This window comes from Teichococcus aestuarii, from assembly GCF_003116135.1.
Taxonomy (GTDB): Bacteria; Pseudomonadota; Alphaproteobacteria; order Acetobacterales; family Acetobacteraceae; genus Pseudoroseomonas; species Pseudoroseomonas aestuarii.
Genome location: NZ_PDOA01000001.1, coordinates 590445 through 614430, shown reverse-complemented (window position 1 = coordinate 614430; position 23986 = coordinate 590445). Strand labels below are relative to the sequence as shown.

23 protein-coding genes are annotated in these 23986 nt (G+C 72.5%); 8 read left to right on the top strand and 15 right to left on the bottom strand.

What is annotated here, in order from left to right; all coding sequences use genetic code 11:
- The first annotated feature begins 50 nt into the window (after positions 1-50).
- Together CR165_RS02885 and rpmG are read left to right on the top strand one after the other, a co-directional pair.
- Positions 51-1601: a S41 family peptidase gene (locus CR165_RS02885; RefSeq protein WP_109515429.1), complete on the top strand. Its 1551-nt coding sequence runs from the start codon at positions 51-53 to the stop codon at positions 1599-1601.
- A gap of 176 nt (positions 1602-1777) precedes the next feature.
- Positions 1778-1945 carry a 50S ribosomal protein L33 gene (rpmG, locus tag CR165_RS02880; RefSeq protein WP_076955738.1) on the top strand — a complete coding sequence of 56 codons (168 nt, stop codon included), beginning with the start codon at positions 1778-1780 and terminating at the stop codon, positions 1943-1945.
- 116 nt (positions 1946-2061) lie between these two features.
- Here rpmG and CR165_RS02875 read toward each other — a convergent pair whose 3' ends face one another.
- From CR165_RS02875 to rpmH, 10 genes are all read right to left on the bottom strand, one after another.
- Positions 2062-3444 carry a PleD family two-component system response regulator gene (locus tag CR165_RS02875; protein ID WP_109515428.1) on the bottom strand — a complete coding sequence of 461 codons (1383 nt, stop codon included), beginning with the start codon at positions 3442-3444 and terminating at the stop codon, positions 2062-2064.
- 273 nt (positions 3445-3717) lie between these two features.
- The gene (locus CR165_RS02870) at positions 3718-4149 is read right to left on the bottom strand and encodes a hypothetical protein (RefSeq protein ID WP_109515427.1); all 432 of its coding nucleotides are present in this window, start codon (positions 4147-4149) and stop codon (positions 3718-3720) included.
- Positions 4150-4283: 134 nt separating this feature from the next.
- Positions 4284-5435 carry a succinyl-diaminopimelate desuccinylase gene (gene dapE / locus CR165_RS02865; RefSeq protein WP_109515426.1) on the bottom strand — a complete coding sequence of 384 codons (1152 nt, stop codon included), beginning with the start codon at positions 5433-5435 and terminating at the stop codon, positions 4284-4286.
- Between the two features lie 8 nt (positions 5436-5443).
- Entirely contained in the window at positions 5444-6271 is an 828-nt protein-coding gene (dapD, locus tag CR165_RS02860) for a 2,3,4,5-tetrahydropyridine-2,6-dicarboxylate N-succinyltransferase (protein WP_109515425.1), read from the bottom strand.
- Between the two features lie 136 nt (positions 6272-6407).
- A complete protein-coding gene (argB, locus tag CR165_RS02855; RefSeq protein WP_109515424.1) occupies positions 6408-7292 on the bottom strand; it encodes an acetylglutamate kinase in 885 nt (294 codons plus the stop codon).
- A 99-nt stretch (positions 7293-7391) separates the two neighbouring features.
- Positions 7392-8057: a ribosome biogenesis GTP-binding protein YihA/YsxC gene (gene yihA, locus CR165_RS02850; RefSeq protein ID WP_109515423.1), complete on the bottom strand. Its 666-nt coding sequence runs from the start codon at positions 8055-8057 to the stop codon at positions 7392-7394.
- Positions 8054-9811, bottom strand: coding sequence for a membrane protein insertase YidC (gene yidC / locus CR165_RS02845; RefSeq protein ID WP_109515422.1), 1758 nt, complete (start codon positions 9809-9811; stop codon positions 8054-8056). Before yidC ends, yihA begins: the two co-directional genes overlap by 4 nt.
- Before the next feature lie 13 nt (positions 9812-9824).
- Positions 9825-10160: a membrane protein insertion efficiency factor YidD gene (gene yidD / locus CR165_RS02840; protein ID WP_109515421.1), complete on the bottom strand. Its 336-nt coding sequence runs from the start codon at positions 10158-10160 to the stop codon at positions 9825-9827.
- A complete protein-coding gene (gene rnpA / locus CR165_RS02835) occupies positions 10157-10498 on the bottom strand; it encodes a ribonuclease P protein component (protein ID WP_109515420.1) in 342 nt (113 codons plus the stop codon). The genes yidD and rnpA overlap by 4 nt, the downstream gene beginning before the upstream one ends.
- A 29-nt stretch (positions 10499-10527) precedes the next feature.
- Positions 10528-10662, bottom strand: a complete 135-nt coding sequence (rpmH, locus tag CR165_RS02830) for a 50S ribosomal protein L34 (protein ID WP_099093630.1) — start codon at positions 10660-10662, stop codon at positions 10528-10530.
- 383 nt (positions 10663-11045) lie between these two features.
- Here rpmH and CR165_RS02825 point away from each other — a divergent pair, with 383 nt between their 5' ends.
- The 4 genes from CR165_RS02825 (at position 11046) to CR165_RS02810 (ending at position 14355) form a co-directional block, all read left to right on the top strand.
- Positions 11046-12473 (top strand): dihydrolipoyl dehydrogenase family protein, encoded by a 1428-nt coding sequence (locus CR165_RS02825; protein WP_109515419.1) that lies wholly within the window; start codon positions 11046-11048, stop codon positions 12471-12473.
- 58 nt (positions 12474-12531) lie between these two features.
- The gene (locus tag CR165_RS02820) at positions 12532-13326 is read left to right on the top strand and encodes a 3-hydroxybutyrate dehydrogenase (protein ID WP_109515418.1); all 795 of its coding nucleotides are present in this window, start codon (positions 12532-12534) and stop codon (positions 13324-13326) included.
- Between the two features lie 76 nt (positions 13327-13402).
- Entirely contained in the window at positions 13403-13585 is a 183-nt protein-coding gene (locus CR165_RS02815) for a hypothetical protein (RefSeq protein ID WP_109515417.1), read from the top strand.
- Positions 13582-14355 (top strand): methyltransferase domain-containing protein, encoded by a 774-nt coding sequence (locus CR165_RS02810; RefSeq protein ID WP_109515416.1) that lies wholly within the window; start codon positions 13582-13584, stop codon positions 14353-14355. The genes CR165_RS02815 and CR165_RS02810 overlap by 4 nt, the downstream gene beginning before the upstream one ends.
- Positions 14356-14408: 53 nt before the next feature.
- On the opposite strand, the gene CR165_RS02805 is transcribed toward CR165_RS02810, so the two are convergent.
- Both CR165_RS02805 and CR165_RS02800 read right to left on the bottom strand, forming a co-directional pair.
- Positions 14409-15257 carry a DMT family transporter gene (locus CR165_RS02805; RefSeq protein WP_219929667.1) on the bottom strand — a complete coding sequence of 283 codons (849 nt, stop codon included), beginning with the start codon at positions 15255-15257 and terminating at the stop codon, positions 14409-14411.
- Positions 15258-15303: 46 nt separating this feature from the next.
- On the bottom strand, positions 15304-16092 hold the full coding sequence (locus tag CR165_RS02800; protein ID WP_109515414.1) for an aldolase: 789 nt from the start codon (positions 16090-16092) through the stop codon (positions 15304-15306).
- Between the two features lie 120 nt (positions 16093-16212).
- Between CR165_RS02800 and CR165_RS02795 the strand changes: the two genes are divergently transcribed.
- Positions 16213-17457, top strand: coding sequence for a Zn-dependent hydrolase (locus CR165_RS02795; RefSeq protein WP_109515486.1), 1245 nt, complete (start codon positions 16213-16215; stop codon positions 17455-17457).
- A 249-nt stretch (positions 17458-17706) separates the two neighbouring features.
- Positions 17707-20160 carry an EAL domain-containing protein gene (locus tag CR165_RS02790; RefSeq protein ID WP_109515413.1) on the top strand — a complete coding sequence of 818 codons (2454 nt, stop codon included), beginning with the start codon at positions 17707-17709 and terminating at the stop codon, positions 20158-20160.
- A gap of 30 nt (positions 20161-20190) precedes the next feature.
- Here CR165_RS02790 and CR165_RS02785 read toward each other — a convergent pair whose 3' ends face one another.
- The 3 genes from CR165_RS02785 to CR165_RS02775 all read right to left on the bottom strand — a co-directional run bounded on the left by CR165_RS02785 (position 20191) and on the right by CR165_RS02775 (position 23911).
- Entirely contained in the window at positions 20191-21198 is a 1008-nt protein-coding gene (locus CR165_RS02785; protein WP_109515412.1) for an ATP-grasp domain-containing protein, read from the bottom strand.
- A 122-nt stretch (positions 21199-21320) separates the two neighbouring features.
- Positions 21321-22214 (bottom strand): alpha/beta hydrolase, encoded by an 894-nt coding sequence (locus CR165_RS02780; protein ID WP_109515411.1) that lies wholly within the window; start codon positions 22212-22214, stop codon positions 21321-21323.
- 50 nt (positions 22215-22264) lie between these two features.
- Entirely contained in the window at positions 22265-23911 is a 1647-nt protein-coding gene (locus CR165_RS02775) for an ABC transporter substrate-binding protein (RefSeq protein ID WP_109515410.1), read from the bottom strand.
- Positions 23912-23986: the final 75 nt, after the last annotated feature.

The following is a 23986-nucleotide window of genomic DNA, read 5'->3' as shown; positions in this document are numbered from 1 at the left end:
CCACCCCGCCCCTGCCATGCCACGGGCGGGCCACCGCCCTCCACGCCCGGATGCTGGCGCGGCTGCTGGCCCTCGCCCTGTTGCTGGCCGGGCCGCTGGCGCCCGGCCTCGCCCTGGCCCAGGCCGAGACCGGCTTCTCCCGCAGCCTGACCCGCGTGGTGCTGCGGGAGGCGTTCGAGGCCATCATCGAACGCCACCTGGAGGTCGCGGCGCCGGAGGAGATGGCGCTGTGGTCGCTGCGCGGGCTGGGGGCGGTGGATACCGGCCTCACCGCCGAGGTGCAGGGCGGGCTGCTGCGGCTGTATCTGGGCGGCGCCCTGCTGGCCGAGGCGCCGCTGCCCAGCTCGGCCCTGGCGCCGCAGGGGCGGCCCGACCTGGCCGCGCGCGAACCGGCCGAGCAGCTCGGGGAAACCCTCTCCCGCCTTTACGCCCAGGCCTGGGCGCATTCGCCGCAGCTGCGCCGCACCGGGATGGAGCGGCTGATCCAGGCGGGGTTCGACGAGGTGTTCAACCACCTCGACCCCTACAGCCGCTACATCACCGCCGAGGAAGCCTGGGAGGCGCGGCAACGTCGGGTGGGCCAGTCCGGCCTCGGGCTGCGGGTGGCCAGCGGGCCGCGCGGCAGCGTCGTCGTCGCCGCGCTGGAGGCGGAGGGGGAGGCGCGCCGCGCCGGGCTGCGCGAGGGCGACACGCTGCTGGCGATCGACGGCATTCCCGTCTCCGCCCGGCGCATCACCCAGGCCGCGGAGCTGCTGGAGGGGCCGCCCGACACGCAGGTGCGGCTCAGCCTGCGGCGGGGCAACCAGCGCCTGACCCTGGTGCTGCGCCGCCCGAGCGAGGTGCTGCGCAGCCTGCGCACCGATGTGCTGGACGGCATCCTGTGGGCCCGCATCAGCGTCTTCTCCGCCGTCACCACCGAGCAGCTGGCCGAGGCGCTGAACAACGCCTTCGCGGCGCCGGGCCCGCCGCGCGGCGTGGTGCTGGACCTGCGCGGCAACCGTGGCGGCATCCTGACCCAGGCGATGGGCGTGGCCGACGCCTTCCTCAACAGCGGCGTGGTGGCGCAGAGCGCCGGGCGCCACCCCGATGCCCGCCGGGTGTGGCAGGCCGGCGGCAGCGACCTGGCGCAATCCCGCCCCGTGGTGGTGCTGGTGGATGGCCGCACCGCCTCGGCCGCCGAGATCGTGGCCGCCGCGCTGGGCGACCGCGGGCGTGCCGTGGTGGTGGGCAGCGCCACGCTGGGCAAGGGGCTGATCCAGATCGTGGTGCCGCTGCCGAACGGGGCGGAGGTGCTGATCTCCTGGTCGCGCGTGCTGGCGCCGCTGGGCTGGCCGGTGCAGGGGCTGGGGGTGATTCCGGCGCTGTGCACCAGCCTGGGCCTGGAAGCCACCCAGCAGGCGCTGCAGCAGCTTGGCCAGGGCGCCTCGCCCATGCAGCCGGTGCTGGACCGCGCCCGCCGCGCCCGTGCCCCCGTGCCGGCCAGTGAGGTGGTGGCGCTGCGCGCCGCCTGCCCGCCGGCCGAGGAGCGCGACCTGGACCAGCAGGCCGCCCGCGCGCTGATCGACAACCCCGCCGCCTACCGCACCGCCCTCAACCCCTGAGCCCCTGGACCCCTGAGCCGGCGCCGGGGCGGGCGCCGAATCCCACCTTCCTCTTGACTGGCGCGGCCAGATGGCTAGGTTGCGGCCTCTCGCGTCGCACCCGGGCGCGCGGCCACGTGCCGCCCGGCGGATGGCGCCCCTGCTAGCGGTGCGCCCCGCGCCCACGGAAGATCGTCATGGCCAAGTCGAACACCATCCTGATCAAGCTCGTCAGCACCGCTGACACCGGCTACTTCTATGTGACCAAGAAGAACACCCGCAACACGACGGGCAAGATGGAGATGCGGAAGTACGATCCCGTCGCCCGCAAGCACGTCGCATTCCGCGAGTCCAAGATCAAGTAAGTCCGCCCTGGCCCGGGGCGCCTTGCCTCGGGCCGGGTGACCGATGAATAGAGGCAAGGCCGCGTCCGGCTCCGGGCGCGGCCTTGCTGCTTTGGGCGGCCCCTGCCCTGGCGCCGTCAGGCGGCGCCGATATCGCAGGCGTGGTGGTCCTCGCCCTTGGCCAGTTCCACCCGGTCCCGTCCATTCGCCTTGGCGCGGTAGAGCGCCGCGTCGGCGGCGGCGGTCAGCCGCGGCAAATCCTCCCCCGGCAGCGCCAGCGCCACCCCGATGCTGACGGTGACGCGCAGGGACATCCCGTTCTCCAGCAGCACCGTCTCCTCGGATATCGCGGCGCGCAGCCGCTCGGCCACCTGCATCGCCTCCTCCTCGGTGGCGCTGGCCATGGCGACGACGAACTCCTCGCCGCCGAACCGGGCCAGCACGTCCACGGCGCGCAGATGCTCCTTCATCCGCCGCGCGACCACCTTCAGCACGACATCGCCCGCCGCGTGGCCATAGGTATCGTTCACCGCCTTGAAGCGGTCGACGTCGAGCAGCAGCAGCGCCGTCTGGCCGCCGCGCAGCAGCCCTTCCAGGTGGCGGGTGATGTAGCGGCGGTTGCGCAGCCCGGTCAGGCTGTCCGTCACCGCCAGCTCCAGGGAGCGGTCCAGGTCGGCGCGCAGCCGCTCCTGGTAGCGCTTGCGGCGCACCTGGTTGCGCAGCCGCGCGCGCAGTTCGTTCGGGTCCACGGGGCGGAACACATGGTCGTTGGCGCCGAGGTCGAAGCCGCGCAGCAGCTGCGCCCGCTGGTCGGCATCGGCGATGAGCATCACCGGCAGGTCGCGCGTCGAGGCCTGCGCGCGCAGGCGGGAGGCCAGGCGCAGCCCGGAATCGCCTTCCAGCGAGAGGCTGAGCAGCGCCACGTCGAAGCCGCCCTGCCCCAGCATGGTCCAGGCCTCGGCGCTGTCCCGCGCCTGGTGCAGGCTCACCGCGGCGGCGGTCAGTACCTCGCCGATCAGTTCCGCCTCGTTGGGGTCGTCGGTGGCCAGCAGCACCACGGCGCCGGCGATGTCGTCCGAGGGGCGCGGCTGCGGCTCGAAGCCCAGGTCGTTCGCCGTCTCGGCGCGCAGGCGGAAAGCGTCCAGCACCTGCTTCACCCGCAGCAGCGCCCGCAGGCGCGCGAACAGCGTGGCGTGGTCCACCGGCTTGGAGAGGAAGTCGTCCGCCCCCGCCTCCAGGCCGCGGACACGCTCCGCCGGGTCCACCAGGGCGGTCACCATCACCACCGGGATATGCGCCGTGACCGAATTGGCCTTGAGCCGGCGGCAGACCTCATACCCGTCCATGCCCGGCATCATCACGTCAAGCAGGATGACGTCCGGCAGCCAGTCCTCGGCGCGGCGGAGGGCCTCCGGCCCCGAGGATGCCAGTGCGACCTCGTAATATTCTGCGTTCAGCCGCGCCTCGAGCAGGCGGAGATTGGCGGCAATGTCGTCAACGACCAGAATACGCGCACTCATGCCGGCATTATCTCCACGCACCGGATGAAAGAAGGCCAACGCCACGGCAAGCGAGGCCACTCCGCAGTCCCCGACCGTGGCGTCTGCCCTTCCAGCACTGCCTTGTCTCCTCGGGACGGTTCCGCCCTGTCTGGCAGGGCAGGACCATCGTGCCATCCGTGCGGAAAATCTGCGTCGAGCTCCAGGTTCCGCGCGGCCGGCGCTTGCCGGAAACTATAGCACAGATGCGCGAAGTCGCGAGCATTGTCGCGGACCGAATACAACCAGGGGAGGTTATCCCGGATAGGAAAGCCCCACCACCAGGGTGGTCACGCACAGGCTGAGGGCGAGATCGAGCAGGACCAGGATCGTCGCGGGCAGCCCCGGCAGATGCAGCGCCAGGCGGGCCACGAACCATTCCAGCCACAGCGTGTAGCCGATGATGAAGAGGCTCAGCAGATCCTGCGCCGGCTCCGGCAATGGCAGCGCCAGCAGGCTGAGCAGCAGCACCAGCGCGTACTGGAAGGCCGTGGCCCAGTTCCACGCCGCCAGGAAGCGCGGCCATTCGGCGCCGCGCCCCAGCATCCGCACCAGGGGCCTGGACAGCAGCGCATAGCCGGCCCAGGCGAGGACGTAGCCGATTCCCTCCGCCGCCACGCCCCGCGGGGTGAGCAGCATCAACGGCTCCAGCAGCAGGCGCAGCAGCAGGAAGACCGGCAGGCACACCGCCGCCGCCCAGAAGGAACGCAGCGCCCCCGCGGGCGTGGTGGGGAACCACCGCAGCGCCTCCGGCCTGCCGCGCGCCAGATCCAGCGCGCCGCGCAGGCCGCACAGGATCTCGCCCAGGCGCTCGGCCGGCGTCAGACCGCCCGCTCCACGCCGAGCAGCGCGCGGATCACGGCAGCGTAGAGGCGGGAAAGCTGGCGCAGCTCCTCGACCGGCGTCGATTCATCGGCCTTGTGCATGGTGGCGCCGACCGCGCCCAGCTCGGCCACCGGGCAGTAGCGGGCGACGAAGCGGGCATCGGAGGTGCCGCCCCCCGTGTCGAGCCTCGGCTCCACCCCCGCCGCCTCCCGCACGGCCGCCACCAGGGCCGCGACGAAGGGGCCGGGCGCGGTGAGGAAGCTCTCGCCCGAGCAGGAGACCTCGAGCGCGTAGCGCGCCTCCTCGGCGCGCAGCGCGGCGTGCAGCGCCTCGGTCAGCGAGGCGCTGCTGTGGCGGTCGTTGAAGCGGATGTTCAGCCGCGCCCGCGCCGCGCCGGGGATGACGTTGGTCGCCGGGTTGCCGACATCGACGCTGGTGACCTGCAGGGTGGAGGGCTCGAACCACTCGCTCCCCTCGTCCAGCGGCTGCGCCGTCAGCCGGTGCAGCACCCGCACCAGCCGGTGCACCGGGTTGTCGGCGCGTTGCGGGTAGGCGCTGTGGCCCTGCGTGCCCTGCACCGTGATCGCCGCGTTCATGCTGCCGCGCCGGCCGATCTTGATGGTGTCGCCCAGCACCGCGCGGCTGGTGGGCTCGCCGACGAGGCACATGTCCGGCGTGTGGCCGTGCTCCGCCATCCATTCCAGCACCTTCACCGTGCCGTAATGGGCGGGGCCTTCCTCGTCGCCGGTGATCAGCAGGGAGAGGCTGCCGGGCAGCTCGCGCGGCAGGCTGGCGATGGCGGCGATCCAGGCGGCGATGCCGCCCTTCATGTCGGTGGCGCCGCGGCCCATCACCAAACCGTCGCGCAGCTCGGCGCCGAAGGGGTCGGTGGTCCAGAGCGCCGGGTCGCCGGGCGGCACCACGTCGGTATGGCCGGCGAAGCAGAGATGCGGCGCGCCGCTGCCGCGCCGGGCGAAGAGGTTCTCCACCGCCTCGCCCTTCCCGCCCTCGGCCGGGCCAAAGCGCAGCCGGGTGCAGGTGAAGCCGAGCGGCACGAGCGCCGCCTCCAGCACCCCGAGCGCCCCGCCCTCCGCCGGCGTGACGCTGGGGCAGCGGATCAGGTCCTGCAGGAGCGGAAGCGGGTCCATGGCCGGCCTCAGTCGCGCAGCAACTCGTTGATCGAGGTCTTGCTGCGCGTCTGCGCGTCCACGCGCTTGACGATGACGGCGCAGTAGAGGCTGGGGCCCGGCGTGCCGTCCGGCAGCGGGCGGCCCGGCAGGCTGCCCGGCACCACCACCGAATAGGGCGGCACCTGGCCCATGAACACCTCGCCCGTGGCGCGGTCGACGATCTTGGTGGAGGCGCCGAGGAACACGCCCATGGACAGCACGCTGCCCTCGCCGACGATGACACCCTCGGCCACCTCGGAGCGGGCGCCGACGAAGCAGTTGTCGCCGATCACCACCGGGTTGGCCTGCAGCGGCTCCAGCACGCCGCCGATGCCGGCGCCGCCGGAGATGTGGCAGTTCCTGCCGATCTGGGCGCAGGAGCCGATGGTGGCCCAGGTGTCCACCATCGTGTTCTCGTCGACATAGGCGCCGAGGTTCACGAAGGAGGGCATCAGCACCACGCCGCGGGCGATATAGGCCGAGCGTCGCACCACGGCGCCGGGCACGGCGCGGAAGCCGGCGGCGCGGAACTGGTTGTCGCCCCAGCCCTGGAACTTCAGCGGCACCTTGTCATAGGCCGTCATGCCGACGCCCATCGGCGCGCTGTCCTCCAGCCGGAAGGAGAGCAGCACCGCCTGCTTCAGCCACTGGTTGACGCGCCAGCCGCCCTGCCCGTCCGGCTCGGCCACGCGCGCCTGGCCGGAATCGAGCAGCGCCAGCGCGGATTCGACCGCGTCGCGATCCGCGCCCTTCGTGGCGGGGGAAAGCTCGGCGCGGCGCTCCCACAGCGCGGCGATGGTGGCGGAAAGGTCCATGGTCGGTCTACCCCGGTCGGTCGGCGCGTGAACAAGACGTCCGGCGGGTATCCTAGGGGGGCTGCATCCTGTCAACGGCGCCAGGAAACGGGCGGGAGAAGGAATTCCCCCGCGCCCCCGCCTTTTTCCTGTCCGCTCAGGGGCGGATCAGGGTGCCGGCGCCGCCCTCGGTGAACAGTTCGATCAGCACGGCATGCGGCACCCGGCCATCGACGATCACCGCGCCCTTCACCCCCTTCTCGATGGCGTAGATGCAGGTCTCGATCTTCGGGATCATGCCGCCCGAGATCCAGCCGGCGGCGATGCCGGCGCGCGCCTCGGCCACGCTCATCTCGGGGATCAGCGTCTTGGTCTCGTCCAGCACGCCGGCCACATCCGTCAGCATCAGCAGGCGGGAGGCGTTCAGCGCGCCGGCGATGGCGCCGGCCGCCGTGTCGGCGTTGATGTTGTAGGTCTGGCCATCCGGCCCCACCCCGACCGGTGCCACCACCGGCACGATCTGCGCGCCGATCAGCAGCTCCAGCACATGCGGGTCCACATGCTCCGGCTCGCCGACGAAGCCGAGATCCAGCACCTTCTCGATGTTGCTCTCGGGGTCGATATAGGTGCGGGTGAGCTTCTTCGCGCGGATCAGCCCGCCATCCTTGCCGGAGATGCCCACCGCCATGGCCCCGGCGCGGGTGATGCAATCCGCCACCTGCTTGTTGACGGTGCCGGAGAGCACCATCTCGACCACGTCCACGACATTGCCATCGGTCACGCGCAGGCCGTTGACGAACTCGGACTGCACGTTGAGGCGCTTCAGCATGGCGTTGATCTGCGGGCCGCCGCCATGCACCACCACGGGGTTCACGCCCACCTGCTCCAGCAGCGCGATGTCGCGGCCGAAGCGGTCGGCCGCCGCGGTCTCGCCCATGGCGTGGCCGCCATACTTCACCACAATGGTCTGGTCGTCGTATCGCTTCAGCAGCGGCAGCGCCTCCGCGAGGAGTTCCATCTGGCTGCGCGCTTCTTCGGTCATGGCCTTGGCTCGTCCGGTCCCGTGGGTGGCCCGCCTTACGGAAGCGTGGGCGGAGGGTCAAGGGGCACCCTCCGGCGCCCCGCCCCCGGGCGGCCCGGCTCAGGCCGGCGCGGCCAGCGCCGTCAGCTCGGCGCGCAGCTCGGGGATGCCCTCGCCCGTCTCGCTGCTGGTGGTGATGACGAGCGGATGCGCGGCGGTGTGCTCCTTCACCAGCGCCGCCGCCTCCTCCTGCCGCTGGCGCAGCCAGTAGGGCTTGGCGCTGTCCGCCTTGGTCAGCACGATCTGGAAGGTGACGGCGGCGTCGGTCAGCAGCTCCATCGCCGCGCGGTCGGAGGCCTTGGTCTCGATGCGGGCATCGAGCAGCAGCACCACGCGGCGCAGGTTGGGCCGGCCGCGCAGGTATTCGAACATCAGCCCCTGCCAGTCCTCCTTCACGCTGCGGGAGGCCTGGGCGTAGCCATAGCCCGGCATGTCCACGAGCGCGAGGCGGCCGCCCAGGTCGAAGAAGTTGAGCTGCTTGGTGCGCCCCGGCGTGCCGGAGACGCGCGCCAGGCTGTTCTGCCCGGTCAGCGCGTTCACCAGCGACGACTTGCCCACGTTGGAGCGGCCGCAGAAGGCCACCTCCGGCAGCCGGGCCTCGGGCAGCTGCTCGAGCTTCTGGCTGGCGAAGTAGAACTCGCAGGGGCGGCAGAACAGCAGCCGCCCCGCCTCGATGAGGGCGGCGCGCTCCTCGTCGTCGCGCGCCTCCAGAAGGCCCGGGCTCACCCCTTGGCCTTCGCGCCGGACTTCGCGAGCGCCTTCTCCTGGCGCCGCGCCGCCCGCTCATGCCGCATGATGTACCATTGCTGCGCCACCGAGAGCAGGTTGTTCCAGGACCAGTAGATGACCAGCCCGGCCGGGAAGCTGGCCAGCATGAAGGTGAAGATCACCGGCATCCAGGTGAAGATCTTGGCCTGGATCGGGTCCGGCGGCGTCGGGTTCAGCTTCTGCTGCACGAACATGGTGATGCCCATGATGATGGCCCAGACCGGCATGTGCAGCATCGCCGGCGGGTCCCACGGGATCAGCCCGAACAGGTTGAACAGGTTCGTCGGGTCCGGCGCCGAGAGGTCGCGGATCCAGCCGAAGAAGGGCGCGTGCCGCATCTCGATGGTGACGAACAGCACCTTGTAGAGCGCGAAGAAGACCGGGATCTGGATCAGGATGGGCAGGCAGCCGGAGGCGGGGTTCACCTTCTCCGTCCGGTACAGCGCCATCATCTCCTGCTGCGCCTTGGCCGGGTCGTCCTTGTAGCGCTCCCGGATCTCCGTCATCTTCGGCGTCAGCACCTTCATCCGCGCCATGGACTTGTAGGCCTTGTTGGCCAGCGGGAAGAAGAGCAGCTTCAGCGCCACGGTGAACACCAGGATGGCGACACCGAAATTGCCGAACATCTTGAACAGGAAATCAAGGGCGTAGAAGAACGGCTTGGTCATGAAATAGAACCAGCCGAAGTCGATCGCCTTGTCGAAGTTCGTGATGCCCAGATTGTCCTGGTAGGCATCCAGCAGATGCACTTCCTTGGCGCCGGCGAACACCCGGGTGGCCAGGCTGCCGGTGGCACCGGGCGCGACCGTGAGCGGCGACGGCGGCGCGAAATCCACCTGCCAGCGGTCCTGCCCGCCTTCCGCCACATGGCGCCAGGCGGCGCGCATCGGCTGCGCCGTGTCCACCGGCGCGATGGCGGAGAGCCAGTACTTGTCGGTGAAGCCGGCCCAGCCGCCGGTGGTCTCCTGCTCGAGCGCGATGCCGCGGTTGGCATCTTCCTTGGCGGAGCTGTAGGTCTGCTCGTTCAGGCGGCCGTTCAGCACGCCGACGAAGCCCTCATGCAGGATGTAGAAGCCTTCCGTGCGGGGCGTCGTCTCGCGGCGCACGCGCGCCCAGGGCAGCACCTGCACCGGCTCGGCGGCGTTGTTCACCACGCGCTGCTCGGCCTGGAACATGAAGTTCCGGTCCAGGCTCAGCACGATCTGGAAGGTCTGGCCCTGGCCGTTCTCCCAGGAGAGCGTCACCGGGCTGTCGGGCGCCAGCGGGCCGCCGCTCGCCGTCCAGTCCGTATCGCCATCCGGCACGCGGGTGCGGCCATCGGCGGCCGACCAGCCCCACTGGGCGAAATAGGGCTGCAGCTCCTCGCGCGGCGCAAACATGCGCACCAGCGGCGAGCCGGGGGCCACCGTCTCGCGGTAGTCCTTCAGCACCAGGTCGTCGAGCCGCGCGCCGCGCAGCAGCAGGCTGCCGGAGAGGCGCGGGCTGTCGATGCGCAGCCGCTCGGGCGCCGGGCGGTTGGCCTGCGCGGCCGCTTGGGCATCCGTGCTGCCGGGGCTGCTGGGCGCAACCGGCGCGGCGGGCACGGGTGCCTGCTGCGAGACCGCGGCCGGCGCATCGGCGGGCGGCGGGGTGGTTTCGCGCTTCCAGAGGTCGAAGGCGAGCAGGATGCCGATCGAAATCGCAATCGCCGCGAAGAGTCGCTTCTGGTCCATCGGATCCGTGCCGTCAGGCCTTGGTGTGGGCCACCGCGCGGGGCGGCGGGCATGGGGGCGGCGCCGTGTCGGGCGCCGGCTCGGTCGCGTCCGGCGCCGTCACCGCTGGCACCGGGTCGTAGCCGCCGGGATGCCAGGGGTGGCAGCGCAGGATACGCCGCGCGGCAAGCCAGCTGCCGCGCGCCGCGCCGTGGATGTCCAGCGCCTCGATCGCATAGGCGCTGCAATGCGGGTAGAACCGGCAATGGCTGCCGATCACCCCGCGCAGGGTAAGCTGGTAGGTGCGCACCGCGCCCTTCAGCACCCAGGCGGCCGGGCTGGCGCGGCGGTGGCCGGCCAACCGGTTCATGGCTTCAGGACGCCGGCCTGGCGCAGCGCGCCACGCAGGTCGGCCAGCAGCAGCGCGAAGCGCCGCCCGGCGGTGCCGTCGCGCCCGATCAGCACGAGGTCCCACCCTTCCGGCGCGTCGCGGCCCAGGGTCAGCCGGGCGGCCTCGCGCAGGCGGCGCTTGGCGCGGTTGCGCACCACGGCGTTGCCCAGCTTCTTGGTGGCGGTGAAGCCAACGCGAAGCGGCCCCGCCGTTCCCGGCAGGGCCTGCAACACCAGGCTCGGCCTTGCGGCGCGGCTGCCCTTGCCGGCGACGCGAAGGAATTCGCGCCGCCGCTTGAGTCGGGGCGGCGAGGCCATGGGCTAGGCTGCGCGGGGTGCGCCGCCGCTCAGGCGGAGAGCTTCTTGCGGCCCTTGGCGCGGCGGTTGGCCAGCACGTTGCGGCCGCCCACCGTCTCCATGCGGGCGCGGAAACCATGCCGGCGCTTCCGGACGAGCTTCGAGGGCTGATAGGTACGCTTCACGACGCGCTACTCCACTGGTCAGGGTCAGATCCGCGCCGCCCTTCCCAGGACCGCTGCGGCACAGGCCGGACGTCCCGCAGGGGCGGCCGGCGAAGGTGGCGACGTATAGGGAGGCGCATCGCGTCCCGTCAACCGCTCTCGGCTCCGCACGGCCCTTCCGGCGGGGCGGCGCTGGCCCCATCTGTGCCGCGACATGCTCCCGCAACCCGCCTCCCCGCCCTCCGCCGCAGGCCTGGCGCTGCGCCCCGGGCGCCGCTCCGGGCCGCCCTCGCCAGGGCGGGGGCGCTTGCGGTACGCCGCGGGCCGCGCATCCTGGCGCGGCGCCCGGATTCGCGCCGCCCCGGGCGCGGGTGCCCATTTCCAGACGAGGAGCAGAGACCGACATGCCCGACCATGACGTGGCGATCATCGGCGCCGGCGCCGCCGGCCTCTCGGTGGCCGCCATCGCCGCCTCGCTCGGCCGCAACGTGGTGCTGTTCGAGCGCGATCGCATGGGCGGGGCGTGCCTGAACACCGGCGGCGTGCCCGCCCAGGCGCTGCTGGCCGCCGCCCGCCGCGCCGCCGAGGCGCGCAGCGGCGGCGCCCTGGGCATCCATGCGGAGGGCGTCCGGGTGGACTGGCAGGGCGTGCGGCGGCATGTGCGGCAGGCCATCGCGCAGGCGGCGCCGCAGGAATCGGGCGAGCGGCTGGAGAGCCAGGGCGTCACGGTGGTGCGGGCCAGCGCGCATTTCATCGCGCCCGACCGGATCGAGGCGGCCGGACGCACCTACGGGTTCCGCCGCGCCGTCATCGCCACCGGCACGGCGCCGGTGGTGCCGGACCTGCCGGGGCTGGTGAACCTGCCCTGGCTGACCAGCGAGACGCTGCTCGCGCTGGAGGAGGCGCCGCGCCACCTGCTGGTGCTGGGCGGCGGCACGGTGGGGGTGGAGATAGCGCAGGCCCATGCCTGCCTCGGCTGCCGCGTCACCCTGATCGAGCTGCGCCCCAACATCCTCGCCGAAGAGGACCCCGAGCTGCGCCTGGCGGTGCGGGAGGCGCTGCGGCGCGACGGGGTGGAGGTGCTGGAGAACAGCCATGTCGTGGACGCCGAGCGCACCCCGGACGGCGTGGCGCTGCGGCTGGACAATGGCGCGCTGGTGCGCGGCTCGCACATCTTCTTCGCCATGGGCCATGCGCCGCGCCTGGCGGCGCTCGACCTCGCCGCGGGCGGCCTGCGGGCCACGCCGCGCGGCGTGGCGGTTGGGCGGGACCTGCGCAGCCCGGACAACCGCCGGATCTGGGCCGCCGGCGCGGTGGCCGACCCCGAGGGGCTGGGGCCGTGCGGCCTCACCCACGCCGCCGCCCAGCACGCGCGCGTGGTCGCCCGCGGCATGCTGCACCGCCTGCCGGCGCGGCTGGACTACGCCGCCCTCCCCCGCCTCGTCCGCACCGCGCCAGAGCTGGCGCAGCTGGGCATGACCGAGACGGAGGCGCGCGCCGCCGGCCATGCCGTGCAGGTGGCCCGCCAGCCCTTCGCCCAGAATCCCCGCGCCATCGCCGAGGGCGACACCGAGGGCCAGGTGAAGCTGGTGCTGGACGGGTCGGGCCGCCTGCTCGGCGCCGGCATCGTCGGCGCCGGCGCGGGCGAGGTGGCGGCGGTGCTGGGGCTGATGATGGGGCGGAAGCTGCCCCTCTCCGCCCTGGCCGAGGCCATGCTGCCCCACGCCACCCGCGCGGAGGCCGCCCGGCGTGCCGCCGCGATGGTCTCCACCCCGCAGCCGGCGGGCGGCCTCGCCCGCCTCTGGTCGGGGCTGGCCGCGCGCCTGCGCTGACCGCCCGGCGCCGCCTCCGCCGCTCACCCTCCGCCACAGGAACAGGAAAGCCTCTCGCATGGAACAGACCCTCGCCGGGCGCACCGCCCTGATCACCGGCTCCACCAGCGGCATCGGCCTCGGCATCGCCACGATGCTGGCGGCGGCGGGCGCGCGCGTCATGCTGAACGGCTTCGGCAGCGCCGAGGACATCGCCAACGCCCGGCGCGCCGTGGCCAAGGCCGGCAACGGCCCCGAGCCCGAGCATTCGCCCGCCGACCTGTCCGACCCCGCCCAGCTCCGCGCCATGTGCGCCGAGGCGGAGAAGGTGCTCGGCCAGGTGGACATCCTGGTGAACAATGCCGGCATACAGTTCACCAGCCCGGTGGAGGACTTCCCGGACGACAAGTGGAACGCGATCATCGCGATCAACCTCTCGGCCAATTTCCACACCATCAAGGCGCTGCTGCCGGGGATGAAGGCGCGCGGCTGGGGCCGCATCGTCAACATCGCCTCCATCCACGGCCTCGTCGCCTCGCCGGAGAAGGTGGCCTATGTGGCGGCCAAGCACGGGGTGGTGGGCATGACCAAGACGGTGGCGCTGGAGATCGCCCGTGGCGGCGTCACCTGCAACGCCATCTGCCCCGGCTTCGTCCGCACGCCGCTGGCCGAGAAGCAGGTCGGCGCCCTGGCCGAGAAGAACGGCATCAGCGAGGAGGCCGCCCTGAACGACCACCTCTTCGCCAAGCAGCCCAGCAAGCGCTGGGTTGAGGTGGAGGAAGTGGCGCGCATGGCGCTCTATGTCTGCGGACCGGACAGCGGCAGCATCAACGGCGCGGCGCTATCGATCGATGGCGGGTGGTCGGCGGCCTGAACCACGGTGCCGGGACCGGGGGTTTCCCCGGCCCGCCCTCCCTTCGAGACATTTTTGAAGATCAAGGAGTTAGTGGATGATCTTCAGTGACGTCATGCGCCTCGTCGGGGTGGCCATCCTGGCCCTGATGGGGCTGTTGATCGCCCGCAGCAACACGCCGCTGATCACCACCCAGCATATCGGCATCGCCCTCTTCATCGGTGCGATCGCCTATGGCCTGCTGCTGGTGAAACGGCACTTCGACAGGACCCTGCGATGAACGGTGACCGCGAGGGGTGGGACCCCACCCAGTATCTCCGCTTCTCCGACGAGCGCCTGCGCCCCGCCATCGACCTGATCGCCCGGCTGGACCATCCGGGCGCGGTGCAGGTGGTCGATCTCGGCTGCGGCGCGGGCAACGCGCTGCCGCTGCTGGCGGTGCGCTTTCCGGGTGCCACCATCTCCGGCGTGGATGGCTCGGCGGCCATGCTGGCCCGCGCGGCGGAGGCCGGCTTCGCCACGCACCAGGCCGACATCGCCCGCTGGGCGCCGCCCGGGCCGGTGGACGTGTTGTTCTCCAACGCCGCGCTGCACTGGCTGCCGGACCATGCGGGCCTGTTCCCCCGCCTGCTCGGCACGCTGGCGCCGGGCGGCACGCTGGCGGTGCAGATGCCGGCCATGCACGACGCGCCGCTGCGCGCCCTGCAGGACCAGATTGCCCGTCAGGGACGCTGGGCGGAGCGGCTGCGCGGCGTCTCCTCGGCGCCGCCCATCCTGCCGGCCGGCGACTACTACAACCTGCTGCGGCCGCGGGTGGCCAGGCTGGAGATGTGGTTCACCGAATACGTCCATGTGCTGCAGGGCGCCGACCCGGTGGTGCAATGGGCCATGGGCAGCAGCCTGCGCCCCTATCTGGACGCGCTGGACGAAGCCGAGCGGCCCGACTTCCTGGCCGCCTATAGCGAGGCGCTGCGCCCGCACTACTCCACCCAGGCGGATGGCACCGTGCTGCTGCCCTTCCGCCGGTTCTTCCTTCTGGCCTCAATGTAGCAATCTTTCAGGAACAGCGTCTTGCGCACCGTTCCTGAAGTGGCACGGGAATTTCACCCTCGCAGCGCCAGCACCACGCCGGAGAGGGTGAGCGCCACGGCCACGCCCTGCCGCCAGCCCAGCGGCTCGCCCAGCAGGGCGGCGCTGGCCAACATGCCGATCAGCGGCGTGGCCAGCGTGCCCATGGCCGCTGTGTTGGCCGGCAGCCGCCGCAGCGCGCCGAACCAGGTGAGGTAGCAGAGCGAGAGCGGCACCGCCGCCATGTAGAGCACCCCGCCCCAGCCGATGAGGCCGGGGCGGCTCCAGTCCGGCCGCTCCAGCAGGAAGGAGAGGCCGAGGATCGGCACCGTGCCCAGCGCCACCTGCCACACCACCGCCGCCACGGGGTGCAGCGCCAGCGGCCGCCGCTTGCTCATCACCGCGCCGAGCGCGAAGCACAGCGCGGCGGCCAGCAGCAGCAGCAGCCCCGGCGTCTTGCCCGCCCCTCCCGGCAGTCCATCGGGCAATCCGCCGCCCATCAGCACGGCCACGCCGGCCAGCCCCAGCAGCAGCGCCAGCACGCGGCGCAGCGTCGGCCGTTCGCCCAGCAGCGGCCAGGCCAGCATCGCCGCCCAGACGGGCATGGTGTAGGCCACCACCGCCGCCTCGCCGGCGCCGAGCCAGAGCAGGCCGAGGGTGGAGAAGCCCATCCAGGCGCTGACATTGAGCAGCCCGAAGCCCAGCAGCGCCCGCCGCTCGGAGGCCGGCACGGCGAGCGGCCAGCCCAGCGCGCGGGCCAGCAGCGCCAGCCCCAGCGCCGCCAGCAGCCCGCCCAGGCCGCGCGCGGTGAGCGGCGGCAGCTCCTGGATGACGGCCTTCAGGATCGGCCAGGTCAGCCCCCAGCCGAGGGCGGTGACGGCCAGGCACAGGAAGCCCGCGCGGCGCTGCCGGGCGGCCTCGCCCGCGGGTTCAGGCGAGATAGCCCGGTTCCTCCCGCGCCAGGATGCGCTTGATGCTCTCCAGGTGCAGCCGGGCGCTCTCGCGGTCGCCCTCGCGCATCTGCGCGTAGGTGCGCTGCGCCAGCTCGGGCGCCACCGGCTTCAGCGTGCGGCCGGTGGAGAGGGCCAGGCGCTGCACCTCGCAGGCGCGCTCCAGGTAGTAGAGGTCGTCCCATGCCTCGGCGATGGTCGGGCCCACCACCATCACGCCATGGTTCTTCATGAAGACGATGTCCGCCTCGCCCATGGCGGCGGCGATGCGGTCGCCCTCCGCCTCGTCCAGCGCCAGGCCGTTGTAATCCTCGTCGATGGCGGTGCGGCCGTAGAACTTCAGCGCCGTCTGCCCGGCCCAGACCAGCGGCGGCCCCTCCAGCATGGAGAGCGCGGTGGCGTTGGGCATGTGGGTGTGGAAGGCGGCACGGGCGCGCGGGTGCTTCATGTGCAGCCGGGCGTGGATGTAGAAGGCCGTCGCCTCCGGCGTGCCCTGCCCCGCCACCACATTGCCGTGGAAGTCGCAGACCAGCAGGCTGGAGGCGGTGATCTCGGCGAAGGCCTGGCCATAGGGGTTGACCAGGAACAGATCCTCCCGCCCCGGCACCATGGCGCTGAGGTGGTTGCAGATCCCCTCGTGCAGGCCGAGCCGCGCCGCCATGCGGAAGCAGGCGGCGAGGTCCACCCGCGCCTGCCGCACCGCGTCGGCGTCGAGGTCGGAATTACGCAGGATGGCGGGGGCGCCGGGGGCGCCGAGGGCATGGGCCATGGTTCGTCTCTCTCCGCGGCGGCATCCGGCATCGATGCTGCCATCGGTGCCGCTCCGGCAGGCTTGCAGAGTGGCCGGCAGGCGGCAAGATGCCGGCCGGTTATGAAGGGAATTATGCCGATGTCGGGCACCAACCAGCGGATCGATGCCAAGCGCCTGTGGGACAGCCTGATGGCGATGGCCGAGATCGGCGCCACGCCGAAGGGCGGCGTCAAGCGGCTGACCCTGACGGAGGTGGACAAGGCCGGCCGCCAGCGCTTCACCGAATGGTGCGAGGCGCTGGGCCTGACCGTGCGCGTCGATGCCATCGGCAACATGTTCGCCCGCCGCGAGGGGCGCGACCCGGCCCGCAAGCCGGTGCTGATGGGCAGCCATCTCGACAGCCAGCCCTCGGGCGGCAAGTTCGACGGCGCGCTCGGCGTCATCGCCGGGCTCGAGGTGATGCGCACCCTGCACGACCTCAATATCACCACCGACGCACCGATCGAGCTGGTCAACTGGACCGACGAGGAAGGCAGCCGCTTCGGCCATTCGCTGATGGGCAGCGGCGCCTGGGCCGGCATCTATTCGCTGGAGAAGGTGTACGGGCTGAAGGATGTGGAGGGCGTCAGCGTCGGCGAGGCGCTGGAGCGGATCGGCTACAAGGGCGAGCACCCGGCGGAGCCCTTCCCCGCCGACGCCTATTTCGAGCTGCATATCGAGCAGGGCCCGATCCTGGAGCGCGAAGGCAAGCAGATCGGCATCGTCACCGGCGCCCAGGCGCAGGTCTGGTACGACGCGGTGATCACCGGGCAGGACGCCCATGCCGGCACCACGCCCCCCTCCGCCCGGCGCGACGCGCTGCTGGCCGCGGCGCGCGTCATCGAGCGGGTGGACGCGCTGATGCGCGAGCGCGGCGAGGATGGCCGCGGCACGGTGGGCCAGCTGCACGTGCTGCCCAACAGCCGCAACGTGGTGCCGGGCGAGGTGCGCTTCTCCATCGAGTTCCGCCACCCGGACGACGCGCAGATCGAGGGGCTGGCCGCCACCTTCCCGGCCGAGGCGAAGGCGCTGGCCGAGGCCAATGGCTGCACGCTGGACCTGACCGAGCTGTTCCGCATCCGGATGCAGCCCTTCGATGCCGGCTGCGTCGACCTCGTCCGCCAGGGCGCGGCGCGGCTTGGCTACAGCACGCGGGAGATCGTCTCCGGCGCCGGGCACGACGCCGTCTATGTGGCGCGCAGCGTGCCGACGGCGATGATCTTCACCCCCTGCAAGGACGGCCTCTCCCACAACGAGGCGGAGAGCATCCTGCCGGAGGAGGCGGCGGCCGGCTGCCAGGTGCTGTTCGAGGCGGTGGTGGCGCGCGCCAACCGGGCGCTCTGACCAGCCGGGCGCCCTGAACGGGCTGCCGCGGAACCGCTCCGCCGGCCATGGCCGGCGGAGCGGTTCCGCAAGCGGCAGGGCTCGTGCGCAGAGTCGCCCTTGCCATTCATAACGTGGAGTTGATAGGAGGACGGGTCCTTTCCTCCCGGCGGTTCTGAGCCGCGGAAGGGGCCGATAGGCGGCGGTCAGAGGGCCCACCGCTGCCTGCGCATCCCTCCCGGTTCCTCGCCAGCCAGGCCTCGTGTCGCCATGCCTCTTGGTGATCTTCACCACTTCCTGGCACGCTGCCCTCTGCCCGCCTTCGTGGCCGAGCGCTTCGCCGCGAGTTTCCGCTTCGCCCAGGTCAACGCGGCGCTGCTCGATGCCGCCTCGTCCACCGCCGAGCAGATCCTCTGCCGGCCGCTCGAGGCGTTGTTCCCGCCGCCGCTGGCCGGGCAGCTCTGCGCGCATTTCCGCCGTGCCTGGGAAAGCCAGGAGGTCATCGACCTCACCGCCTGCCTGCCCCACGCCACCGGCCCGCGCGACTGGGACATCGCCGTGGTGCCGGTGCCGGGGCGCGAGGGCCAGACGCGGTGGCTGGTCGGCTATGGCATCGACCCGGGCGAGATGGCCCGCCGCCGCATGGCCCACCAGACCGGTGGGCAGCTGCTGATCGACACCGTCTCGGCGCAGGAGGCGCTGGTCTATCGCTGCCTGCCGGACAGCACCCTCACCTTCGTCAATGCCGCCTTCGCCCGCGCGGCCGGCTTCCCGCCGCACACGCTGCTCGGCCGCATGGCGCTGGAGGCGCTGGACCCGGAGGCCCGGCCCGAGTTGCTGCGCCAGCGCGCCCTGCTGAAGCCGGACGAGCCTCTCCGCAGCTACACGCTGCGCGCCCGCTCCGCCGGCGGCCGCCCCGGCTGGTGCCGCTGGACCGACATCGCCGCCTTCGACGCGGAAGGCCGGCTGGTCGAGATCCACGCCATCGGCCGCGACATCACCGAGGTGCAGGAGGCGCTGCTGCGCGTCTCGGAGAGCGAGCAGCGCTTCCGCGCGGTGGTGGACCATATCGCCGAGGGCATCGTGCTGACCGATGCATCCGGCCATATCGTCTATGCCAACCACAAGGTGGCGGAGATCCTGGGCTGGGAGGCGGAGGCGCTGCACGGCCGCCACATCCGCCACCTCTCCGCCCCGCAGGAGCGCGGGGATGGCGCCTTCGCCCTCGACCCCTACCTGCACCGCCAGATCGGCCCGCCGCAGCCGGGTGAGATGGAGCAGGAAGGCTTCGTGCGGCACCGCGACGGGCGGATGCTGCGCATCCATCTCCGTCTCAGTGGCATCGAGCTGGACGGCACGCCGCACTACATCGGCGTCATCCGCGACAACACCGCCATCCACGAGGCGCAGCAGCGCATCGAGCGGCTGGCCTTCAACGACGAGCTGACCGGCCTGCCGAACCAGCGCCGCCTGAAGGAGGAGCTGGCGCAGCAGCTCGACCGCGCGGAGACGCGGCCCAGCCTGCTGCTGGTGGACCTCGTCGATTTCAGCGCGCTGAACAACACCATCGGCTTCGCCGCCGGCGACCGGATGCTGCGCGCGGCCGCACGGCGCATCGCCCGCGTGCTACCGCACGACAGCCTGCTAGCGCGCTTCGGCGCCGACCGCTTCGCCGTGCTGCTGCGCGACACGCCGGAGCCGGAGATGGCGCAGATCCTGGCCGGGCGCATCGCCGTCTCGGTGGAGGGCGCGGCGCCGGAGGGGGTGCCGGACAGCAGCTTCCGCCTGCCGCCGGTGACCATCGGCATCGCCATGGCGCCGCAGGACGACACCCGCGCCGACGGGCTGCTGGAAGCTGCCGAGATCGCCCTGCTGGACGCCAAGCAGCGGGCCCCGGGCAGCGTGCGCAGCTTCGTCGGCGCCATGCGGGCCACCGCCGCCCGCCGCTTCTCCACCGCGCAGGGGCTGCGCCGGGCGCTGGACCAGGGCGGGCTGTTCATCGAGATCCAGCCGCGCTTCACCGCCCTCCAGCGGCGGCTGACCGGCGGCGAGGCGCTGGTGCGCTGGCGCCGCGAGGATGGCCGGCTGATCCCGCCGAACGACTTCATCCCGCTGGCCGAGGAGACGGGGCTGATCCAGCCGCTGACGGAATTCGTCTTCGAGCAGGTGATGCCGCTGCTCTCCCGCCTGCCGCCGGGGCAGCGCCTGTCAATGAACTTCCCCCCCACCCAGCTCGCCCGGCAGAACCTGGCCGCCTCGCTCATCGCGCGGCTGGCGCGCCATGGGGTGCCGGGGGACCGGCTGGGCGTCGAGCTGACGGAAAGCGCGCTGATCGGCGGTCCCGGCCTGCTGGACGAGAACCTGCGCAGCCTGCAGCAGCAGGGCTGCAGCGTGGCGATCGACGATTTCGGGACGGGCTATTCCTCCCTCTCCCGCCTGCGCCACCTGCCGATCAACGAGTTGAAGATCGACCGCATCTTCATCCGCGACGCGGCGCGCGACACGGCGGGGGTGGTGTTCCTCCAGGCCATCGGCGCCATGGCCAAGGCGCTGGACCTGCGGCTGGTGGCGGAAGGGGTGGAAACCGAGTCCGAGCTGGAGCAGGCGCGCAGCATCGGCTGCCACGAGATCCAGGGCTGGCTCTGGGGCCGGCCGATGTCGCCCGAGGCCTTCCTCGGCCTGTGCGGCGAGGCCAGCGCCCCGGTCGCGGCCACCACCCCCTGAAGGGGCGCCTGGCCGCGGCCGGGCCCGCCTTCAGGCTGCCTGGCGCTGGCTGCGGCCCAGCTCGGCGGCCAGGTAGGCGGCCAGGTAGGCGGCCAGGGCGCCGGGGCCGGAGCGCGGCGTGCCGGCCAGGCCCGCCGCTTCCTCGGCACCGGCATTGTAGTTGGTGTTGGTGTTGACGTCGTAGACCAGCACCTGCCCGGCCTCGTCGCGGATGAACTCGATGCCCGCCACGTCGATGCCGCTGCGCGCCAGGAAGCCCTCCAGCCGGCTGCGCAGCGCCGGCTCGATGCCCTCCGGCAGCACGCGGAAGCGCGGCGCGGGCGCCGGGGCGGCCAAGGCTGCGGCCGGGGCGGCGGCGGGGCAGAAGGCGTCGCCCACCGCGCACACCTCGGCCGGGCACAGCTCGAAGCCGGCCGTGGTGTCCACCTCCACCGCGTAGACGAAGCGGCCGCCGACGAACTCGGCGCGGGTGATCACCGGGCGCGGGGCGCGGATGTAGTCCTGCAGCAGCCAGATGCCATCCACCGGCGCCTCGTCGGCCGGGGCGCCCTCCAGATGCGCGGCGAGTTGCTCGACCGAGGCGAAGAGCCGCACGCCCAGCCCTTTGCCGCCGCGGTTGGGCTTCAGGATGACCGGGCCGGGCGCGAAGTGCCGGCGCGCGGCCTCGACCAGCGCCGCGGCGTCGTCCTGCACCATGACGGTGCGGGGGATGGTCAGCCCGGCCTGCTCCAGCGCCGCATACTGGCGTGCCTTGCTGACTTCCAGGTCCAGCGCGGCGGAGCCGTTCACCACGCGGCGGCCATGCCGCCCCAGCCAGGCGAGCACGCCGGCCGTCAGCTCGGCGGCGTAGCGGTGCCCGCGCGTGTGCGAGGAGGCGCTCATCCGGTTGTAAAATACGCCCTCCGGCGGTGGTTCGGAGAGGTCGAAGGTGCCGCGCGAGAGGTCCATCTCCGCCCAGGGCAGACCGATCCGGTCGAAGGCTTCCGCCAGCGGCGGCAGCCAGAGGGGGTTCTCGTGGATGACGTGGAGTCTGGACATGACGATACCCCTCGGGGAATGGTGCTTGAAGCAATATACCACATAGAATGGTGGTATCTGTCAAACACCCATATCCCCTCGCGGCTTCCCGCGCCCGCCCCTCTATGGGCGGGGTGGCCGGCTCAGAGCGCGCCGGCCTTGCCGCCCCACGCCGCCAGCAGCGCCGCCTCCGGCAGCCGCCCCTCGAACCAGAGGCTGGCGCAGACGCGGGACATGGCGGCGCCGTCATGCCCGATATGCGGCACGTCCACGAGCTGCCACCGGCATTCCATGCCAAGCCGCGCCGCCGCCTCGCGCCCGGCGCGGAGGTAGTTGTGCGCGCGGGCGAAGCGGTGCGGCCCCTGCGCCCCGGCGGCGGGCTGGGCGGGCAGGCTGGGGCCGGAGGTCTCGGTGTCCTGCTCGCCGGCCAGGATCAGCAGCGGATAGGCCAGCAGGCGCCGCAGCGCCGCCTCGTCCAGCCCGATGCCGCCCAGCCCCTCGGGGAAGGGCTGCTCCAGCACCGGCAGGGTGTACCAGCCGGGGTTGCCGACCGCGACGGCCTCGAACGCCTCATGGGGCTGGGTGGCCAGCAGGCGATGGCCGAACTGACCACCCGCCGAATGGCCGAACAGCCGCGCCTTCTCCCGCCGCGTGACGCCGGCCGCGCGCAGCAGGCCGAACACCCGCGCCGGCACCGCATAGCCCCATTCCGCGCGCGGCCGCACCTGCCCCTCCGCGCCGAGCACATGGCCGTTGTTGTAGAGCTCGGCACCCGGATAGGCCTCGTTGCTGAAGGTGGGGGCCACGATCAGCAGGCTGTGCCGCTCGGCGGCCTCGATCCAGAAGTCGCGGTACTCGTCGCCATTGCGGCCCATGCCGTGCTGCACCAGCACCACCGGGCTGTCCGGCGTGAAGCCCTGCGGGCGGTAGGTGTGCAGCACCAGCGGGCGGGTGGCGTCGCCCGCCGCGTCGGTGAAGGGGATGGCCTGGCGGCCCGGCGCGGCGAGGGCCTGGGCGAGGGTGTCCTGAAACGGCATGTCGGTATCCTGAGGCTGCGGAGACAAGGCGGGCGGGGTGGCGCGGCGCCTCACGGCGCCGCCGTCACCTCCATGGCCGAGGTGCTCTGGTCCACCCGGCCGCCATAGGCGAGGCCCTTGCGGAAGGCCCAGACGGCGTTCTCGAAATGCACCGGGATGACGGGCATCTGCTCCACCGCGACCTGGCTCGCCTCGCGCAGCAGGCCGGCGCGCGCCGCCTCGTCCATGGTGGCCATGGCGCGCATCGCCGGGCCGTCGAAGCGCGGCTCGGACCAGCCGCCATAGTTGCTGGTGCCGAGGCCGCGCTCGCGGTCGGTGGTCATCAGCCAGGAGCGGAAGAACATCAGCGTCTCGGCGGCGTCGGCCGACCAGCCGCCCATGGAGACGCTGAACTCCCGCTTGCCGCGCCGGCCGAAGAAGACGGAGCTCGGCATGGCGTCCAGCTCCACCTTCACGCCGATGCGCTGCCAGAACTGCGCCACCACCTGCGCCAGCCGGGCGTCGTTGATGTAGCGGTTGTTGGTGGCGTGGAAGGTGAGTGCGAAGCCGTTCGGATAGCCGGCCTCGGCCAGCAGGGCACGGGCGCGGGCGGGGTCGTGGGGCAGCACGGGCAGGCCGGGGATGGTGCCGGCCATGCCCTCCGGCAGGTACTGCCCGGCGGGGGTGGCGACGCCGTCCATCACCCGCTCCTGCACCGCCTTGCGGTCGATGGCGAGCGAGAGGGCCTGCCGCACCCGCGCGTCGCGCAGCGGGTTCTCGCCCTGCCCGCCATTGACGAAGGGGCTGGGACTGCGGGCGGTGTCGAGCTGCAGGAAGATCAGCCGCGTGGTGGGCTTGGTGGAGAGCGCGAAGCCGGGGTTCTCGCGCAGGCGCGGCAGGTCGCCGGTGGCAGGGCTCTCGATCAGGTCGTGGTCGCCGGCCAGCAGCCCGGCCAGGCGCGGCCCGGCGGCGGTGACGGGGGTGAGGCGCACCGCCTGCCAGTGCGGCTTCGCCCCCCAATGCCCGTCATTGCGCTCCAGCTCGATGGCGCCGGCGCGGCTGTAGCTGCGCAGCCGGTAGGGGCCGGTGCCGATGGCGGCGCTGCCATCGTTGAACTGCGCGGCGGAGGGCCAGGCGCCCTCATGCCCGCACTTCTCCCCGGCGGCGAAATCCATGGCCGCGCCGCCCACAAGGGTGCGGGGCAGGATGGCGACATTCGAGAGGTCGTTCAGCAGCAGCGGCTCCGGCGCGCGGGTGCGCAGGCGCAGCGTGTGCGAATCCACCACCTCCAGCGCGGCGATGGGCCGCACGAGGCGGGAATAGGACTGCACCACCTCGGATTCGTTGTTCAGCACGCGGCAGAAGCTGAACACCACATCCTCCGCGCCGAAGGGCGCGCCGTTGTGGAAGCGTACCCCCTCGCGCAGGTGGAAGCGCCAGGTGAGGTCGTCCTCCCGCTCCCATCGCGTGGCGAGGGCGGGCTGCACGCGCAGATCGGCGTCCAGCGCGGTGAGGGATTCGAAGACGTGCCGGCGCAGCGTGTTGTTGGGCGTGAGCGCGTAGTTGTGCGGGTCGGCCGAGGTGGTCTCGGCGGAGAGGGCCACGCGCAGCGTCTGCGCCTGCGTGGCGGGCGCGGCCAGGAATCCGCCCAGCGCCAGGGCCGGCAGCAGGGCGAGGCGCGCGGCCCCGCTGTTCAGGGCATGACGGAAACCGGGCATGGCGCTTCTCCTGGCAGATGACGAGCCAGAAAAAGCACCGAATGGCGGGGCGGACCAGGGTGGCCGGACAAGAAA